General features: G+C 36.7%; 16 protein-coding genes. 4 read left to right on the top strand and 12 right to left on the bottom strand.

The genetic code is table 11. From position 1 onward, the window contains the following. Positions 1-20: 20 nt before the first annotated feature. The 6 genes from ACQKNI_RS00080 to fdhF form a co-directional block, all read right to left on the bottom strand. Positions 21-800: a formate/nitrite transporter family protein gene (locus ACQKNI_RS00080; RefSeq protein WP_088229867.1), complete on the bottom strand. Its 780-nt coding sequence runs from the start codon at positions 798-800 to the stop codon at positions 21-23. 192 nt (positions 801-992) lie between these two features. Further along, entirely contained in the window at positions 993-2,009 is a 1,017-nt protein-coding gene (gene moaA / locus ACQKNI_RS00075; RefSeq protein ID WP_088229869.1) for a GTP 3',8-cyclase MoaA, read from the bottom strand. A 16-nt stretch (positions 2,010-2,025) separates the two neighbouring features. Continuing rightward, entirely contained in the window at positions 2,026-2,826 is an 801-nt protein-coding gene (gene fdhD / locus ACQKNI_RS00070) for a formate dehydrogenase accessory sulfurtransferase FdhD (protein WP_088229870.1), read from the bottom strand. A gap of 16 nt (positions 2,827-2,842) precedes the next feature. Further along, positions 2,843-3,187, bottom strand: coding sequence for a DUF2294 domain-containing protein (locus ACQKNI_RS00065; RefSeq protein WP_088229871.1), 345 nt, complete (start codon positions 3,185-3,187; stop codon positions 2,843-2,845). A gap of 115 nt (positions 3,188-3,302) precedes the next feature. After that, positions 3,303-3,785 (bottom strand): DUF1641 domain-containing protein, encoded by a 483-nt coding sequence (locus ACQKNI_RS00060; protein WP_088229872.1) that lies wholly within the window; start codon positions 3,783-3,785, stop codon positions 3,303-3,305. Between the two features lie 15 nt (positions 3,786-3,800). Beyond that, positions 3,801-6,740: a formate dehydrogenase subunit alpha gene (gene fdhF / locus ACQKNI_RS00055; protein WP_088229873.1), complete on the bottom strand. Its 2,940-nt coding sequence runs from the start codon at positions 6,738-6,740 to the stop codon at positions 3,801-3,803. 447 nt (positions 6,741-7,187) lie between these two features. Here fdhF and gerSA point away from each other — a divergent pair, with 447 nt between their 5' ends. Genes gerSA through ACQKNI_RS00040 form a run of 3 tightly spaced genes read left to right on the top strand, consistent with a single transcriptional unit; the run spans position 7,188 to position 10,957 of the window. Continuing rightward, positions 7,188-8,726 (top strand): spore germination protein GerSA, encoded by a 1,539-nt coding sequence (gerSA, locus tag ACQKNI_RS00050; RefSeq protein WP_088229874.1) that lies wholly within the window; start codon positions 7,188-7,190, stop codon positions 8,724-8,726. Continuing rightward, a complete protein-coding gene (locus ACQKNI_RS00045; protein WP_088229875.1) occupies positions 8,723-9,820 on the top strand; it encodes an endospore germination permease in 1,098 nt (365 codons plus the stop codon). The genes gerSA and ACQKNI_RS00045 overlap by 4 nt, the downstream gene beginning before the upstream one ends. After that, on the top strand, positions 9,821-10,957 hold the full coding sequence (locus ACQKNI_RS00040) for a Ger(x)C family spore germination protein (RefSeq protein ID WP_088229876.1): 1,137 nt from the start codon (positions 9,821-9,823) through the stop codon (positions 10,955-10,957). A gap of 79 nt (positions 10,958-11,036) precedes the next feature. Here the strand turns inward: ACQKNI_RS00040 and ACQKNI_RS00035 are convergent, their stop codons facing one another. The 4 genes from ACQKNI_RS00035 to ACQKNI_RS00020 form a co-directional block, all read right to left on the bottom strand. Continuing rightward, on the bottom strand, positions 11,037-11,171 hold the full coding sequence (locus ACQKNI_RS00035; protein ID WP_088229877.1) for a phosphonate ABC transporter permease: 135 nt from the start codon (positions 11,169-11,171) through the stop codon (positions 11,037-11,039). A gap of 57 nt (positions 11,172-11,228) precedes the next feature. After that, the gene (locus ACQKNI_RS00030) at positions 11,229-14,591 is read right to left on the bottom strand and encodes a tubulin-like doman-containing protein (protein ID WP_088229878.1); all 3,363 of its coding nucleotides are present in this window, start codon (positions 14,589-14,591) and stop codon (positions 11,229-11,231) included. A gap of 81 nt (positions 14,592-14,672) precedes the next feature. Further along, complete coding sequence (locus ACQKNI_RS00025) at positions 14,673-16,769, bottom strand: vWA domain-containing protein (RefSeq protein WP_088229879.1); 2,097 nt, start codon at positions 16,767-16,769, stop codon at positions 14,673-14,675. Between the two features lie 250 nt (positions 16,770-17,019). Beyond that, entirely contained in the window at positions 17,020-17,355 is a 336-nt protein-coding gene (locus ACQKNI_RS00020) for a hypothetical protein (RefSeq protein WP_088229880.1), read from the bottom strand. Between the two features lie 137 nt (positions 17,356-17,492). On the opposite strand from ACQKNI_RS00020, the gene ACQKNI_RS00015 reads away from it, so the two are divergent. After that, positions 17,493-17,891, top strand: coding sequence for a hypothetical protein (locus tag ACQKNI_RS00015; protein WP_088229881.1), 399 nt, complete (start codon positions 17,493-17,495; stop codon positions 17,889-17,891). A gap of 40 nt (positions 17,892-17,931) precedes the next feature. Here the strand turns inward: ACQKNI_RS00015 and ACQKNI_RS00010 are convergent, their stop codons facing one another. Continuing rightward, positions 17,932-18,651: a class I SAM-dependent methyltransferase gene (locus ACQKNI_RS00010; RefSeq protein ID WP_088229882.1), complete on the bottom strand. Its 720-nt coding sequence runs from the start codon at positions 18,649-18,651 to the stop codon at positions 17,932-17,934. A gap of 160 nt (positions 18,652-18,811) precedes the next feature. Further along, a partial coding sequence (locus ACQKNI_RS00005; protein WP_427282084.1) for an RNA-guided endonuclease InsQ/TnpB family protein occupies positions 18,812-19,220 on the bottom strand: 409 nt, incomplete at its 5' end.

The following is a 19,220-nucleotide window of genomic DNA, read 5'->3' as shown; positions in this document are numbered from 1 at the left end:
TACCCTTCCTTTCAAGAAATCTATTTCACTTTAGAATGTTGTTTTTGATAACAAGCAAAATATGCAAACCCAACAAACCCAGCTCCTCCAATTACATTCCCAATAAAAACAGGAACAAAGTTCTTAACAAGGTCTATCCACGTTAGATGGCCTGCAAAAATAACTGCTGAGATGACAAACATATTTGCCACTACTTGCTGAAATCCAATTACAACAAACGCCATAATTGGAATCCATATTCCAACTATCTTTCCGACCAAATCACTCGTCCCATAAGCAAGCCAAAGTGCCAGGCAAACGAGCCAATTACAACCAATTGCTAAAATTAAAGTTCTCTCAAATGATTCATGTAACTTTCCTTCCGCTATCGCTATCGTTTTATTTAAATAATCTCCCTCTGTTAATCCACCAAGATGCCCAAAACAATATGCAACGAAAATAGCTCCAACAAAATTCATAAGAGTAACCCAAACCCAGTTATTTAGTACATTTACCAATGTAATTTTCTTTGCATAAAGCGCCATAGACAATGACATCATATTTCCGGTAATTAATTCTCCTCCTGCCAATACTACGAGCATGAGTCCAAAAGGAAAAACCGCGCCTCCTAAAACATTCACCAAACTCCCCCAGCGCTCAGGTAAATTACCTAAAACTCGAATGTTAAGTAAACAGCCAAATGAAATAAACGCGCCTCCTAAAAAACCAAGAATAAGCATTGCTGGCAGCGTCTGACTCACTTTTTGAACACCGGCCTCAATTACGAGTTCAGCAATTTGTTCCGGTTTATGAAATGCCATTACTAATTCCTCCATTTTCTCCACATAAAAAAGCAGCTTCAAAAAACCTATTTAAAATAAAGGTTTTTGAATGCTGCTTAATCTCTCTGCACATTTTTTTACAGAAATATCAATCATCACTTTTACTATCAAATAGAAAGTCCACATCTCTTGCACACTTTCCATTTTTCACTATTATGTCAGCTTTATATATTAACCACCGATATGTGACATTTCAATTTTAGGCATAGGTTTTTTGTTACTGTTACTTAAGCGTTCATCTGAATAGCGATCTTCTCGATTATTCCATATATCGCGCACTACATCTGTAATTTCTTCGTCAGTATACCCAGATCGAAGTAATTCTCTCAAATCATTTCCTTTAGAAGCGAACAAACAAGTATACAATTTCCCTTCCGCAGAAATGCGAGCTCTCGTACACGATGAACAGAAAGAATCTGTTACAGATGAAATGATTCCAATTTCCTCATCGCTTCCAATATAACGATAACGAGTAGCAACCTCACCAGCATAATTCGCTTCTATCCGTTCTAATGGCATAATTTTATGAATGGCATCTACTATTTCTTGTTTAGAGACGACCTCTTTTAACTCCCAGCCGTTATAATTTCCAACGTCCATATACTCAATAAAACGAAGAATATGTTTATTTTCTTTAAAATATTGTGCCATCTGCAAAATATCTTGTTCATTTTTTCCCTTTTGCACGACCATGTTTATTTTAACTTTCATACCAACTTCAGCCGCAGCCTGTATTCCTTCCAAAACCCTTTGTACTTTGCTCCTATTACCATTCAAATAGAAAAATCGCTCTTCTTCTAAGGAATCTAAACTAACTGTCACACGTGATAAACCCGCCTTATATAATTCAGGAGCAAACTTTTTAAGTAACGATCCATTTGTTGTTAAACCGATATCCTCTACACCATCTATTTTATGAAGCCGCTCGATAAGCTCTGGAAGCCCTCTTCGAAGTAACGGTTCCCCTCCTGTGATTCGTAACTTTCTCACGCCTAAAGAAACGAAAATACGGGTTATCCTTTCAATTTCATCAAAAGATAAAATTTTATCATTAGACAAAAACGAGTAATCAGGACCAAATATTTCTTCTGGCATACAATATCGACAGCGAAAATTACAGCGATCAGTAACTGAAATACGTAAATCCTTTAACGGACGTTGCAATTTGTCTAATGTAACTGATTTCATCTTCATTGCCTCACTTTTACTTTTTTATATTTAAAACACGTTCTGGATGCGTATATACATTTAAAGACTGATTACGAATAAACCCTATTGTGGTAACGCCTAACTCTTCTGCTAGCTGCAACGCCAACTCGGTTGGAGCTGATTTTGACAGGATAATTTCACAACCAATCTTTGCAACTTTCAATAATATTTCCGAAGAAATACGACCACTGAAAACAATGATTTTATCCTTTATCGAAATATTATTTTTTAAACAATAACCGTAAATTTTATCTAGTGCATTATGCCTACCAATATCCATTCGACTTAAAATAATACCATTTACATCGCATAAAGCTGCATTATGAACCCCGCCTGTATGACGAAACGTATCCGCAGATTGTTGCATCTCATTCATTAATCGGAAGCAATCTTCCACACCAACCTGTACATGGACACCATTCATTTTCTTTGCGCTTAGTGCATCATTTGCAAAAACAAATCCTTGTCTACTCATACCGCAACACGACGTAATATAACGTTTATTTTGCATTTGTTCGTAATACGGGTTTACTTTTGTCGTCGTTACATGTACAAATCCTTCTTTTTCCTGTACCCATATGTCATCAATCTCTTCATACTTCCGAATGATTCCTTCAGATGCTAGGAAGCCTATTACCATGTCTTCTATATATTCTGGAGTACTAACCATTGTAACAAACTCCTGTCCGTTCATTTTAATCGTGACTGGAAACTCTGTTACAATGCTGTCCTCTATATGCTTAAATGCCCCTTGTTCATAACGGAAAACTTCTCTTTCTACCTGTATCGGTTTCACGATCAGTACCCTTCCCTCACGTTATATTTTTATCAAAAACAAACACAGAAACTGCGATATCTTCTTCTACTTTCATATCTGAAAATAGATTCACTAATTTCGCTCCTACAAGTTCCTCCAAATGTTCACCTGAATTTGCAGCATACACTTCTTGAATCATTTTCGTTCTAGCCATATGAACCATTTCCGCACCATCCATCGTACTGGAAATAAATTTTTCAGTAGGTGTTAAATTTCCATAAAGAGTTGCAATAGCCATATTTTCAGCAAATACAGTATGAATTCGTTCCGGTCCTTTTCCGAAAAGTTCCTTTCGAAGTTTTCGTATCATATCATTAAATTCATGTACTTTTTTTGACATACAATCATACCCCCAAAAACACTCATTTTACTTTCATATATATTTTACCAAAATGACCCTTTCATCCAAACTATTTTGTACAAACATTTGGACGAAAAGGTTCACTTTTTGAAGCTTATTCGTCTTTTAATCCTTTACCCATACCTTTTAAGAAATGGAGACCAAAACCAATAGCCCGATTAATATCTGGATCTTTCAATACCTTCATAAGATCGAATACCCCGACTTTTTTATTACTTTCTAGATGTTCATTACCTTCTTCCAATCCTACTAATAAACTAGCTATAAGTTTTTTCGTAAGCTCTGGGTCAAGTTCTGTTAAAGCACCTGCAGCACCCATCATATTATTAATTAAATTTGTAACAGGTTCACGAGTTACTTGACCGAGGACAATCTTTGCGATTGGTTCTTTCGCTTTCAGCATAGAATTTGCTGCTTCTAGCATGCCAATATCATTCAATTCCCCTACTATATTAAACATTTGATTTAGAGCTTCTTCATTATTAGCTAGAAGTTCTTTTAAATCATCTAACTTTTGCTGTTTTATTTCTTCCTCAGTTTGTTCTTGTCTTTGAATCGTTTTAATAGGTGCAGCCATATTCTTTTCTCCTCCCTACTTATCCGTTAAATGCACATACCCTGGACGTGCCCACTTACGATTAACCTCAATACCTGCTTGAGGATGACGTTTTTTATTACGCGGGTTCGCTTTTGGCATCGGATTTTCGCCATTAACCTCTAACACTTCCATACGTACTTTCGTTTGTTTATACGCAGGTGTATTCGTACGCGTATCAACAGCAGGACCTGTTAAGAAATTAATTGCCGTTTCATTATCTGTAGAGTTCATCGGTAAATATAACTCATTCGCTTTTACACGATCTGTAACGAGTGCACGTAATTTTAATGCTCCAAAAGGAGAGACAAGACGAACTAATGAACCTGTTTTCACTCCACGTTCTTTTGCAAGTTCTGGAGAAATTTCAACGAAAACACCAGGTACTTTCGTTTGAATACCTGTTGATTTATTTGTCATATTCCCTTCATGGAAATGTTCAAGCATACGACCGTTATTAATGTGAAGATCGAACTCAGCTGGGAACTCAGCTGGACGTACCCAGTCAGCAATAGCAAAACGAGCTTTTTTATCTGGGAAGTTAAATCCATCTTGGAACAGAAGCGGTGTATTCGTGCCCTCAAAACTTCCCCAATGGAAACTATTCCATCCTTCCAGTACTTCATAGCTTGCTTGTGAAAATAGTGGTGATAAACTTGCCATTTCAGCAAAGATTTCACTTGGGTGGCTATAATTCCAGTTTGCACCTAATTTATTCGCAACCTCCTGCACGATCCACCAGTCTGGCTTCGCATCTCCAAGCGTAGGAAGAACTTGATATAGTCTTTGTACACGGCGTTCTGTATTTGTGAAAGTACCTTCTTTCTCAAGAGATGGTGCTGCGGGCAATACAACATCTGCATATTGAGCAGTTTTAGAAAGGAAAATATCTTGCACAACGAAGAAATCAAGGCTTGATAACACTTCATGTACATGGTTCGCATTAGAGTCTACAAGAGCCATATCCTCTCCGACAAGATACATAGCTTTCATTTTCCCTTCGTCAATTGCGCGAAGCATTTCAATATTATTAAGGCCCGGTTCATTATTAATTTTCACTCCGTAAGCCATTTCAAATTTCGCACGTTCCATATCGTTAGTAACGTGCTGATATCCTGGAAGCCATCCTGGTAAAGTACCCATATCGCAAGCACCTTGTACGTTATTATGACCTCGAAGTGGGTATGCACCTGCTCCTGTACGACGATAGTTCCCTGTTGCAAGAAGTAAGTTTGAAATCGCAGCGGAAGTATCAGATCCACCTGTATTTTGCGTTACCCCCATCCCCCAAAGAATACATGTACCATCTGCATCACGAATCATTTCAGCCATTTGAATAAGTGTTTCTTTTGAAATGCCTGTCACTTCTTCTGCATATTCAAGCGTATATTCTTTCAAACTCTCGTTAAAATCTTCAAAGAAGTTTACATTCTCATCAATGAATTGTTGATCGTGCCAACCTTGTTCAATCATATATTTCGTAACAGCCATTAGCCACACTTGGTCTGTTCCTTGTTTTGGACTAACAAAGACGTCTGAACGCTCTGCCATTTCTGTTTTACGAAGATCAGCCACAATTAACTTTTGTCCGTGTAATTTATGCGCACGTTTAATACGTGTAGCTAAAACAGGATGACCTTCTGTCGGATTACAACCTACAATAATAACAAGACCAGATTGTGCAATATCTTTAATCGTTCCTGCATCACCACCCATACCAATTGTACGGAATAATCCGTCCGTCGCTGGTGATTGACAATAACGTGAACAGTTATCAATATTGTTCGTTTCAAATACTTGTCGAGCTAATTTTTGAATAACATAATTGTCTTCATTTGTAATTTTAGATGAAGAAATAAAGCCGATAGCGTCTTTACCGTGCTCTTCTTTAATGGATCCTAATTTACTTGCAACTACATTCAGTGCTTCTTCCCATGTAGATTCAACAAACGTTCCATTTTTACGAATTAAAGGTTTCGTAATTCGTTCTTTAGAATTTACGAAATCCCAACCGAATTTCCCTTTTACACAAGTGGAAATGGCGTTAACTGGCGCATCTGAAGATGGCTGTACTTTAAGGATTTTACGCCCTTTCGTCCACACTTCAAATGAACAACCAACGCCACAAAATGTACATACTGTTTTCGTTTTCTTCGTACGAGTATCACGCATGGCCGCTTCCACTTCTGATACCGCAAAAATACCACTATATCCAGGCTCAACTTCTTTAATAAGATCAACCATCGGTTCAAGAATGTCTGGCTTTAATCCCGTCATAAATCCAGCTTCACCGAGCATTGTTTTCTCCATTAAAGCGTTACATGGACAAATGGTTACACATTGACCACAGCTCACGCATGAAGAATCATTAATATTTACTCCTTCATCCCAAATAACTCGTGGACGTTCCGCTTCCCAATCTATTGATAACGTTTCATTTACTTGTAAGTTTTGACATACCTCAACACATTGACCACATGCGATACATTGATTAGGGTCATAACGATAAAACGGATGCGTCATATCCACTTCACTTACATCTACTTTTGGCTCGTAAGGATATTTTTGATGTTCAATCTCCATTAACTCTGCTGTATTATGCAATTTACAGTTCCCATTGTTGTTGTCACATACCGTACAGTATAATAAATGATTTTCTAATAACCGATCCATCGCCTCTGTTTGCGCTTCTTTCGCACGACCAGAAGCCAGTTCAATATTCATACCGTCCGTGACCACCGCCGAACAAGAACGCATTAATTTTCCGTCAACTTCTACAATACAAGTGTCACATGTTTGAATAGGATCTACTTCTGGCACGTAACAAATTTGCGGATGTTCAATCCCATTTCCATTAATAACACTCAATATTGTTGAACCGGGCTCCGCTGTATACTTTTTTCCGTCAATTGTAATATGAACCATGTTGTTATTCATGGTCTTTCCCCCTTTTTGAGAATAAAAAAAACTCCACCACGAAAATATACGCACCACATTTTGGGCACGCTATCATCATGGTGGAGTAGTTTATTAGCAAATCTTGCTAAAATACCAATCCATTTATTCATAAATAAAACGATAGATTCATAACAGGTCATATCACGATTCCATCTTTAACACTATGATTATAGCGTTAAAACTAAAAATATACAATATAAAATTTAAATTACGCATATGTCCGCATGGAACTATCCATAATAACCCATATAAAGTGAAACTTTAATCAGCGGGGGTTCGTTCATCCCCCACTGATTATTCGCCTTCACCAATCGGACTTTTATGGGCAGCACGCCCACCTAACTTCTTTGCTTTCGCTGAATTTTGAGGTGGGGTCTTACTGCCTACAAATAGTGGGATAATACATAACAAGGGGTAAGCAAACAAATGGGGTCTTATAACAAATGGATACGTGGAGAAAAATCTTTTTCCGCACAAGAGCAAGCTAATCATACATTAAGTAAACCTATTTCTTCTTCTCTTCCACTTAATCTAAAGCACTTGTCCAAATTGTTTAGCGGTATTCCAGAATTAATTACACGCACTTTCCCGTTAAAAAACGGACAAGAAGCTGCACTTATATATATGGAAGGACTTGTAGATAAAACTGTTATTAACGTAGACATTCTTCGTCCTCTCTTATTTAAAGAATGGAATGAGGACGATTTTTGGGAATCCTCTGTTTCTATCGGAAATATTACAAAGGTTCAACAGTGGACAGACATTGAACAGTCCATTTTACATGGCAAAAGCATTTTATTTATAAATGGGCAAGCATCCGCTTTAAAGCTTGATACGCAAGCGGCGCCAAAAAGGAGTATTGAAGAACCTACAACAGAGAGCTCCATAAAAAGCTCTCATGAAGGATTTAATGAAGTAGCAAGCGACAGTCTCGCTCTTATTCGTCGATATATTCCAAATCGAGAATTGAAAGTGAAAGAATTCACTGTTGGCGAACGAGCAACTTCAAAAGTTTTTTTGCTTTATCTAGCAGATGTCGCGAACGAAGATGTCGTACAAGAAATGGCATCCCGTATCGAGTCAATAAAAGTAGATGCCATTATTACTACCGGTGAATTAGAGGGGTTTGTTGAAGATAACTCCTATACTCTCTTTCCACAATTATCAATAACTGAACGCCCTGACACAACGGCCCATCACATTCTGGATGGACGAATTGCTGTTGTTGTAGATCGCTCACCAGGCGTATTAATTGGTCCTATGACTTTTTCATCTTTTTTTCAGACGATAGATGATTATAGTTTTAGACCAATGATCCCATCTTTTATACGACTCCTTCGTTTCACCGGATTATTTATTGCAATTTTTGCTCCCGCTCTTTATATTGCTATGATTTCTTTTCATTATGAAGTCATTCCACTGAAGTTATTATTAACAATTGGAGAATCTCGAGCTAAAATCCCTTTCCCTCCTATACTTGAAGCACTACTGATGGAATTAGTACTCGAAATGCTTCGTGAAGCCGCAGTTCGGCTTCCTGGTCCCGTTGGACAAACAATCGGGGTCGTAGGAGGAATTGTAATCGGACAAGCTGCAGTTCAAGCAGGAATAGTAAGTAACGTTATGGTTATCGTCGTATCGATTACTGCGGTTGCTTCTTTCATTATCCCTAACCTGGAGATGTCTGCAGGAATTCGGCTCCTTCGATTCCCAATGATGATGATTGCTTCTTTATTTGGTGTCATTGGCATTATGGTTGGGATGGCAATCATCATTATTCATATTCTTTCTATGGAATCTCTCGGTGTTCCTTATGGTAGTCCTTTTTCTCCGTTATTTGCTTCGGATTTAAAAGATATTCTTGTACGTTTACCATGGAAAATAATGAAGAAACGCCCACTATCCCTTAACTTAAAACAAGACAATCGACAACCGGATATAGAGGAAATGGAGGAAGATAAGTGACAAAGCTTGCAAAGAGGGAGATTAGTTTATTCCAATACATTTTAACGATTAGTGGTGTTCAAGTAGGATTCGGTGTCCTTACACTCCCTCGTGAAGTTGCACAAGGAGCAAATACAGATGGATGGATTTCTATTATTATTGGATGCGCTATCACTACTTTAGTCAGTCTATGCATTGTGAAAATTATGGAAAAGCATCCTGGATATACTTTACTTGATGTGCTGACTCGTTATCTTGGGAAGTGGCTAGGAAAATTCGCTATGCTTCTTTGGATTCTATACGCTATACTTGCTGCGGTCTCCTTAATCTTTTCTCTTTTATATGTCATCCATATTTGGATTTTACCTAGAACTCCAATGTTTTTAATTATGATTTTACTATCTATTCCAATGCTGATGCTCGCATGTAAAGGTGTACTTATTATTAGTCGCTTTGCCGTTTTCACTGTGCTTTTTACCCTCTGGATACCATTACTATTGTTTATTCCTCTTAAAGATGGTCATTGGATATATCTTCTTCCCTTTCTAAAGGAAGGATGGCTACCAGTTGTTACCACAGTGAAATCAACTATCATTGCGTCTCTCGGATTCGAGTTTGCATTTGTCCTTTATCCCTATCTAACTAACAAATCAGCTGCAAAAAAAGGCATCGTTCTCGCAAATATGATTACGTTATTCGTTTACCTACAAGTTACGTTCGTTTCTTTCGTTTATTTTAGCCCAGATGGCATAACTAAGTTTTTATGGCCTACGCTTTCTCTTGTTACACCATTTCACTTTTCATTTCTGGAACGATTTGAAATTATCTTTTTATCATTTTATCTCTTCATTATTTTTGACTCTTGTATTCCTTATATTTTCACTGCTTCAGATGGAATCAATCAATTACGTAACAAACAAGGGAGTTCGTTACCTATTTGGTTTTTATTAATCGGGTGTATTGTCGTTTTATTCTTTTATATCCCTTCCTCTTACCAAATAAATGCGTTGCGGGATTTTTGGGGAACTGCCAGTTATTTTATCGTTTTTCTATTCCCAGTCGTATTTCTCTTATACATGACACTTTATCAGTATTGGAAAAGGAGAAAAATTTAAATGAGATGCTTTATTCATTTCACTATACTTTGCTTTCTCATAACCTTTTTAACAGGCTGTGGAGATCGGCTAGACTTAGAAAAACAATCGATTTCATTAATTTACGGTTTTGACGCAAGAGCGAAAGGAAATTTAATTGTGTACCACGTAAATCCTATTTTTAATGAAGACGTAGAAAAAAAGTACGAAACACATGAAGCGAAAGTACGTACACCTCGAGAAGCAAAAGCAGCTTTTAATAGTTCAAGTGGCGGTTTAGTATCTACAGAAAAGTTACAGCTCATTTTATTTAGCACAAATTTTTTAAAACAAGAAGGTGCTATGCCTTACCTTGATGTTTGGTATCGTGACCCCAAAAACACTGGAAACATGCGCATGGTTGCAGTAAATGGTCCTATTTCTTCTGTTATATATAATAACTTTAAAGATAAGCCCGCTCTTCCTGAGTATTTAACAGATTTAATTAACACGAACAAACTATACAATCGGACTGTTTTTACCACATTCCATGAATTTCACAGACAAACGTTTAATAAAGGGATTACACCTGCAATTTCAGAAATAAAAAAAGGAAAAAAAGACGTAATTGTTACTGGTTCTGCATTATTAACTTCTCGAGGGATCTATAAAATGTCATTAAATCGTTATGAAAGCGCCCTTCTTCTTTTGTTACAAAAGAAAGCTAATACACCTGTTTCTCTTACAATGAAGATTCCTTCTGATTCGGTTGAAAGTAATAGTGCTTTAAAAGATACAGACGGCGGCGATTTCATAACAATAAACGTTCTTACCATCAAACGTATGATTGGGACCGGCTATAACGATAACCATTTCCAATTTAATATTAAAATGAATTTTAATATATCCATAGCTGAGATGACATTCAACATGGATATATATAAAGACCAAAAGAAATTAACTGCACTTATTACAAAACAACTAAATAAAGATTTAAATGAATTAATCCACAAAATTCAAAAACAGCAACTTGATCCATTCGGATTTGGTGATTATGCGAGAGCATTTCAATATAAAGAATGGAAAAAGGTTGAAGATGATTGGCCGAAATCTTTTTCAAAGGCAAGTGTAAAAGTAACACCTACAATTAAAATTTTAGAAAGCGGTATTATTAAATAGTAAAAACACTCTATTTGCTCTTATACGTTCAAAGAGCAAATAGAGTGTTATCATTTCTATTTTGAAGCTTCCTATATAGTCATGCTTCTGTTTCTGTTTCTTCGTTTTCCGCCTGTTCCAACCTTTGTTGCTCTGCGATTTCAGCTGAAATCATCCCATAATAAATTTCCGGATATAATCCAAATATTTGATATACACTTCCTAAAAACGGCATCAGAATCCCTCTTTTCTAAAGTTGTATTGCCACTTTTAAGGATTCCCTTTTCATTCATTATACATTCGTTTTTGGAGTTTCTTCTTCATCATGAACGTGTAATAAATTTTGCCACTTTTTATACGGTGCACTATTTGGATCCACATACCCTTTCGCATACGAACGATCCCATAATTGTTTAATAAACATTTCTTTTTCTTTCTTTGCAACCATGTCGGCACCTGTACCGTAATAGTTTTGGAAGTATAACTCAATTTCATCAAGGAATAACCTTAATAATTCATCTGACGTTTCTTCTAACGTCGGATCATATTTGGCTTCACGATCGTACATTAAAATCATATCTAAAATATTGTGTACGTGTTCTTTTCTGAGCCATCTTACATCTTGGGCTCCTAATACGAACGGATGTGTATATAAATGTCCACCTTGTATCATCGCTTTTTCTTGTTCTTCTTCAAACCTGGATAAGATATTTTCATAAATGAACGGATTATGAAGTAATGCTCTGTGTAATTTATAACTTTCACTTGAAATATTTTTCCCCATCGACTGAATTAAGAAGCTACGTCCAACGCCGTTATATTGATACACAAATTGCCCATCAACCGCAACTAAACTAATCCAGCGATACATATACGCGTATAGAAGAGCTCGATTGCATTTATCGTAGTCTAATTTTGTTTGAGTCGCATTCAAGTCTGGCATAAAGGCCGGTAAGTGCCAATACTTATCTAAATGCGGTGTTAAACTAGATTTTTTACTATTTAATTTGTTCACGCGGCGATAATACGATTGGAAGTAGTCACCTTTATCATTCATAAACCCGTTCGCAATATGTCCTGATGATAATTTAGGAAAGTCTTGTAGCGACAAGCCGTAATGCGCCCGATAACAGATTACTTCAAATGGCGAAAAGGCTTCATGCACTGTATCTTTTTCTTTAAACATCTCTTGAATTAATTCCTCTTGCAGTTCTTTCTTTAAAGATGGATGTATACCCCAATATTGTAATTCTCTATGATGGGAAACTTTCGGCACGAATGGGCTTGCTAAATGGAAAAGGTCTTCAATTTTTTCGCGAACGTATTCATCACGGTCACGTTTCTTATAATCTGCTTCTTTTCGTAACGCCTCTACAATATTCAGCTCTAATTTATCACGATAGCGTACTTGTAGTTCGTCATAACAATAGCTCAGTATATGTTCACGGTAGAAATCTTCAACCTTTTTCGACTGAATCTCTTCCGTCTTTGCATCCCTGCAATATTCTCCGTACAAACTCATATAAATTTCCGCAGATATATCTTTCGGTAATACACCTAAATTTAAATGTTGCTGCATATCTTGCCAAATCTTTTCTTGCAACTTCTCTTCAGCTAATACGTATACATTCGTCGGGTTTGTTTTCCCTTCAAATTCCTTGCTTCGTTTTTGAATTTCAAACAATAAATTTTCACGTGTTTCGTGTAAATTATCAAAAAACCTTTCCCAATATTGAATCATTTTATTAACTGCTTGATATAGTGATTGATACACAAGTTCTAATAACATTTCTTTACGATACTCATTTAATTTGTGTACGTATTGCGTTACGATGTCTTCAAACTCTTTTTTGAATAGACGTTGCTGATTATTCACCATTTTTCCGAACCAACCTTGTTGCTGAGCAATTTCTACTCGGCGTACAGCCGTTACCGTCCCATCAATATTACTCACATTAAATTTCTTATCGTAGTTTTGAATTAAATTACGCTTTTGTTCATTATTTTCATGTAATCGATTCATTTTTTCTACTAACTGCTTTCGAATTTCGTATAACATAAAACGTGCTGCTACTGGATGAACAGGGTCTGTTTTCTTTAAAAACCATGTATTTAATTGATAGGACTGTCCTTCAGATCCGCTTTGTGAAAAACGGTCCGATTCAATCATGTCATATAAAAGAGTTGTTACATGTTCATGTACACGACTCGGAATCGCATACGCATATAAACGAACCGCATGATCAACTCTTGCTACTTCCCCTTTCATTTGTTCCATCATTTTCAGTTTCGCAGCCGAAATTTTACACTCGTGCTGCAGACGATTTAATTCCTCATCTTTTTGCACCGTTCGTTGTACATAACTTTCTACAGCCTCTAAAAACAGTTTAGATTTCGCAACTCCGAGCTTACCGCCCTCTGCTCCTTCACGTGTTTCATTGTACATTTGTCTATAGAAAATATGAGCTTGTTCTGGGCGAGTAGCAAGATGCTCTAAGTCCTCTAAATAACTTTTACCTCGCTCTGGTTTTTCACGTTGCATACCACGCTTTACATCTTGGTCATATCTTTGCTTCTTCTCTTGAAACAGTTGATCTAAATGAAGCCACGATTCATCTAATCCCTGCACAGCCCATTTTAAAGCACAATATTTTAACACATGTTCATATGGATAAATGAGCTTTGCCGTTCCTGCTCCGCAATATCGCCCTTTCCCACTTGATTCCGCCAATTGCTGAATTTGATTGTCTTCTTGTGCAAAATGACTCGTGGACATTGGACTAAATAATTGTAAATAAATCGTATTTGCCATTTGCTCCATATAATCCGATAAGTTGTGCAAATGATGTCCATGTAAGTTTTCGTAATCATACAAGAAACAATAATTGTATGGTAAATGGTGTTGTTTAATTGTATGATTCGTTCTTCCATCCTCATCCACTTGATCAGGACGGTATTCTAATTCAATTGTTACACCACCACGTTTTGATAATTCCCCAGTAGAACCGAGCGTAATAGCGTGCAACTCTTTCAAAGACGCATAGCCATTCGCTTGCACAGTTTCAAATTCTTTCGCACTAACCGTCCTCGTCTTCACTAAAACATCCGGCATTAAAAACGCACCACGTATTAAAATGTTATGATGCTGTAATTTTTTCCGAAGCATTTCACGCAAATATAATGCGATTTGTAAAAACATTCCTGAACCTGTTCCGCCCGCTAGTGATGTTACAATAATGACACGCACACCATATTCTGTCTGATCACTTGTAACCGGAAAAATCTTCTCAATTTCTTGCCAAAAGGATGTCAATTTATCTTCTTTCATCGCAGCACGTAATGCTAAACGGGAAATGACGCGTAACTGTCCTGCACCTTCTGTTAACGGTTTATCAAGTATAGTCGGATCCATCGGAAACCACTCTGGAATCGTTGGATCTCCCGCAATATACTCTCTCGGCGTTTTACTTGAACTCGTTTGCGTCTTAAATTTCCGAATATGATCAAACTTACTCAATGTATTCACATCTGTATCAAATACATGCATTGCTACCTTCTTACGACGTTCTTCTGGTAATTTTTCATATATTTGATGTGTCACAGTACTACCGATTCCACCTAAACCAATTAATATCGTTGGAACTTGTAATGTCATGTGAACCACCTTCCTATTCTTGCTTGTTTAAAAAGAAGGAGAAAGGACGTAACGAATCCACTACCCTCTTATCCCGATCTACTATTCACATTCGTACCTGTAAATCTCCTTACCATATCCTCTATCAATTACTAACAGTTCATTTGGGTATAGTGTCTTATGTTCCATTCCTACTTCGTCCTCTGTTATAAACATCCCATCAATAATCATTCCTACTACTTGTGATTCTTTTGCTACAAATATCGATTTTGATCCTTTCTTTGCTATAAACGTAACGGATTGCACAGTTTTTCTTTCCGCTCTAAATGGGATACCAAAATAATGTTTCCACCATTTATTTCGAAGTAATTCTGGTTCTGATTGATATAGCCAATCTTTCGCTACCTCTTGATCCCATTCATAGTATAATAGTGCTTTCCGGTGAAATCTCGGGCGAACAATCCATCCTAAAACGATTATTCCTACTATTAACAGTAATAAAGTGATAGGAATAACAAACTTAAAAATAAGCGCATATTTTTCATAAAATGGTGCATTTTGAATATGGAGCGATATTTTTTTCTTCACTTCTTGTAACTTTGAATCCTGCACTATGATGGTAGCTTCTACGGTGCCGGTATCTGTAAAATTGAATGTGTCGGAGTAATGTGGACGAGGGTAAACATAAATCTGATTACCGTGTTGCTTTATTTCATAGTTGATTGATTGTTTAGATGTGACACCAGTAGATTTTAATAGTTTTTTTACAGCTTCTTCTGTCATCGGTTTACCATCTAACTTTGGTTGTAAAATGAACGGTTTGCTATTCTCTAAATTCGTTACTTTTTCTTCATAATCTTTCGTAACAGTTTGAAGTGATAATGCTGGCTTTTTAGCTGTTTCAATTTTGAATTCTTTCGTTTGTCTATAAAATCCCTTTATATTCATATGAACTTTCCCACGCACTAACCCTTTAGCAAGCTTCGTTTCGTAATAAAACACATGTCTTTTATCGTCCCACTTCATCGCATATTGTTTTCCATTTATTTCTATTTCTGTTTGGAAGTAAGATGACTGAACTGGCAATTCGGTAGGTTTTGCTTCAATAACAGCTGTCACACCTTCATACATTTCCTCAACATTTTTTCGATCTTTATCATCTTTGTCGTAAGTAGAAACAGTATAGTTTAGCGCCGGTTCAACAAGTACTTGTAACCCTTCTTTCTCAATGTCCTGGTCCACTTCTATCGTATATGTTCCTGGCTTAATGACTTCCTGATTTTCCGTACTGATATGAACTATATTACCGAATAATTTCGCTTCTCCTGGTGCATGTATGGAAAAAGAAGATTGTAATTGTAACGGTTTAGAAATTTTCGTGACCTGATAATCGGGCAAAGAAGGAGATTGTCGTACAAGCGTCATACGCTTTAATGGAAATGGTGTCGTAATCTCTACTTTTTTCCCTACTACTTTCGTTTTTACAATCGATTCAACAGAGGAAAACGGATCACGATTTGCAACTAACGCTGCTACTTGATTTACACTTTTTACAATACCATCCTCACCACTTGATGGCATCGTAACTCCATTTATCTCTTTCTTCCATATTTCTTTAAACGTATTTAGTTGATTTTTTTCTTGCTGCTCTAAATCCTCTTCCATCGTAATTAAGACTGGATGTAATGATATCTTTTTTGCATCCATTTCTTTCTTAAACTGCGCTAACTTCTGTGTAATTTGTTCTTTTCCGCCAACTTTATCTTTTTCTAAATCATTAAATGCCCCGTCAGTTAATACAATAAGCCAAAATTCACGTTTTCCATCTATATCTGCTTCCTTTTTTATAGATTCCATCGCCGTTTCTACTGCGCTAAATGGCGTGTTTAAATATGTTTTCCACGCTCCAATTCCAGCAATTTCTGTTTGTCTTTTATCCTTTGTTAATGAAATATTTAACGGATTATTCGGTTTGCTCATTGGAACGTAAGAAAATGTATCTTTTTCATCTAATAGCGCAACTAAACTTTGCAAAGCGTAATTGGCATATTTCCAGCGATCGTTATTTCTCATGCTGCCTGAATCATCATATACAAGTGAAACGACCCTTTCCTTTGCCCCCTCTCCTTTTGCAAAAGCTGATAAAGGTAAACATATAAATAGAAACAACATGAACGTGGCACAAATTCGGATTTTCATGATGAGGCTTCGCCACCTTTGTAGACAAATTCCTATGTTTAAATTTATGAGAGGAAACAAGATATATGACTTGTATTTTAGGACAACTAACCTATCATAACTTTATTATGTAAACAGGAATATAAACTTGGTAATATTTCTTCTACCATTTCCTATCCCACTATATAGGTAAAAAAGCCTGTTTAAGTTCTACACTTAAAACAGACTTTTCCTACTTTTCATATTGAAAACACATAACAAAAAGTTCGATTTATTTCTTCACATACACTTCGACAATTGGATTATCTTTATTATCAGCATGCAAGCGTATATTCTCTTCACTTGTACTATAAATGCTAGCTAATAACATAATTGTTAACACATTAGGCGTTTTTGCATCACTTCCGTATTTTCTTTCAAGCGCTTCTTTATATTCAAATTCTAAATCACCTTGTATATATGTATACACTTCAAAGCCATCTTCTAAATTGCAAACTACCGTATCAATAATATCTGCCCCTACTTGTTTTTTCATTTCATCCCGTAAGGCCTCAATAAATGCTTCCCACGGTACTTCGTATGTCTGAAACTGATCTGTAGATTTCATTACCTTTTCCTCCTTACTATAATCCTTTTCCTATATTTCCCCTTTCACATAACAATTATAAGAGATAGGTCATTCGTACAAGCCGCACTTGTCCCCCTTACATATCGTATTACTGTAATGGGGAAGGAGGAAAGAACATGCATAGACAAAGATGTTATGATACATGCCAGCGGTACTTCGGAAAAGTTGTTCGGATTGAAGACCGTGATGGGCGGGTTCATTTAGGAAAAATAATCGATGTGACACGAAGCTCTGTATGGATTGAACCAGTGCAACAACGCTCATCTTTTGATACAGGATTCGGATACTACGATGCATATGCAAACGGTGGTTGCGACCTTTGTGGTGGCCTTAGCAGATGTGACAATTGTGGATTTGGTTGTGGTGGTGGATTTAGTAGCTGCGGCTGTGGAGGTCGTGGTTGCGGTAATTGTGGTTGCGGAGACGGCTGGGGCGGCGGTGGTTGTGGCTGGGGCGTTGAACTCGGATTTGGTTTTATCTTCGGAATTACTTTAGCTGCATTATTCTTCATTTAACATAGTAAAGAGTTGGCTATCTTTAGCCAACTCTTTTTCTTTATTTTTCACATATAAATATGCGATGTCCTAAAACATGTTGGTACATAAGTCTTACATGTTCATGCTGTACCCACGCCTCATATAAATCGTTTGGAATATATGATGATACATTCCATTCTGGCTCTTCTGTGTAGCTGGAGATCGTTTCTGCAATTGTACCACCGCCAGCAATTTTAACTCTTTTAAAATTTGCTTTTTGGAATAATTGTACCCACTCTCTCTCAGTTAATAGTTCTTTCATCCCATATAACTGGGTAATTTTTTCTTCCTCTTTTTTCTCAATATGTGTATCAATAATCATTTCAATAACAACAAGCTTGCCACTCTTCTGTAACACACGATAGCACTCCGATATAGCTCTTTCTTTATCTGTAAAAGCTAGTATCGATTCCCCAAGCACAAACTCAAATGAATCGTTTAGGCAAGGTAATTGTTCTGCATCCCCTTGAATTAATTGTATATTCAATCCTTCAAACATCCATCTATCTTTCGCCTTTTGAATCATAATTTCATTCTTTTCAACCGCTGTTACTTTATAACCAAATCTTTTTGTCATATACGCCGCTGTTTTTCCAGTGCCACAACCTATCTCAAGAACATTCGCTTCATGTCTAAGAGGTAGTTGTTCTAACAATTGTTTCGTTAATGTAAAACCACCAGGATGGGCACTCCCTATTCCGTAATAAGCTAGAAAATCTATATATACGTTTCGTCTCATGGGATTCTCCGATACGATAAACTTAACTAAATCTATACAATTCAATCAAATTTATACAAGTTAGTGCTTCACCGTGTTCTCGCAACCCCGAAGGGACGAGGGGTATAACACTCCACACGAGGCAGTATCGTTACCTCCTATTATCAAGCTTTTATTTTACTCATCTTGATAAATTTATCGCAGCATTTACATCCCTATCGTGATGGCTATTGCATGGAACACAGTCCCATTCACGAATCTTTAAACTCCACTGTCCTTCTGATTGAACGGAATGGTCGTATTTTACGCCGCAACATGAGCAAATCTTGCTTGAGGCGAACCATTTATCAGCTTTTACATACTCAATGCCATACTTCTCGCACTTGTATGATAAACATTGAAAGAAGAAGTGTAATTTTTGAAAGGAAAATGCTTTCGATAGTTTTTTGTTTTTTAACAGGTTTGAGATAGATAAGTCTTCCACAACAATCCTCCTTGGTTTGGTTTTCACCAGTTTAGCTGTTGCTTGATGGATATGGTTATTTCGGATATTCGTAATTTTCCTAGATAACCGCAGGTGCTCAGCTTTC

The sequence above is a fragment of the Bacillus sp. NPDC094064 genome, from assembly GCF_050279585.1.
GTDB lineage: Bacteria > Bacillota > Bacilli > Bacillales > Bacillaceae_G > Bacillus_A.
Note: the sequence above shows the minus strand (reverse complement) of the source record. Positions and strands in the feature narration are given on the sequence as shown.

Coding starts and splice junctions, on each gene's coding strand:
- ACQKNI_RS00065 (WP_088229871.1), bottom strand. CDS start 3,187: ATGTCAAAAAAAGTACATGAATTTAATGATATGATACGAAAACTTCGA.
- ACQKNI_RS00010 (WP_088229882.1), bottom strand. CDS start 18,651: ATGAGACGAAACGTATATATAGATTTTCTAGCTTATTACGGAATAGGG.
- moaA (WP_088229869.1), bottom strand. CDS start 2,009: ATGAAATCAGTTACATTAGACAAATTGCAACGTCCGTTAAAGGATTTA.
- ACQKNI_RS00015 (WP_088229881.1), top strand. CDS start 17,493: ATGCATAGACAAAGATGTTATGATACATGCCAGCGGTACTTCGGAAAA.
- ACQKNI_RS00040 (WP_088229876.1), top strand. CDS start 9,821: ATGAGATGCTTTATTCATTTCACTATACTTTGCTTTCTCATAACCTTT.
- ACQKNI_RS00025 (WP_088229879.1), bottom strand. CDS start 16,769: ATGAAAATCCGAATTTGTGCCACGTTCATGTTGTTTCTATTTATATGT.
- ACQKNI_RS00030 (WP_088229878.1), bottom strand. CDS start 14,591: ATGACATTACAAGTTCCAACGATATTAATTGGTTTAGGTGGAATCGGT.
- gerSA (WP_088229874.1), top strand. CDS start 7,188: ATGGGGTCTTATAACAAATGGATACGTGGAGAAAAATCTTTTTCCGCA.
- ACQKNI_RS00060 (WP_088229872.1), bottom strand. CDS start 3,785: ATGGCTGCACCTATTAAAACGATTCAAAGACAAGAACAAACTGAGGAA.
- fdhF (WP_088229873.1), bottom strand. CDS start 6,740: ATGAATAACAACATGGTTCATATTACAATTGACGGAAAAAAGTATACA.
- ACQKNI_RS00080 (WP_088229867.1), bottom strand. CDS start 800: ATGGCATTTCATAAACCGGAACAAATTGCTGAACTCGTAATTGAGGCC.
- ACQKNI_RS00035 (WP_088229877.1), bottom strand. CDS start 11,171: ATGCCGTTTTTAGGAAGTGTATATCAAATATTTGGATTATATCCGGAA.
- ACQKNI_RS00020 (WP_088229880.1), bottom strand. CDS start 17,355: ATGAAATCTACAGATCAGTTTCAGACATACGAAGTACCGTGGGAAGCA.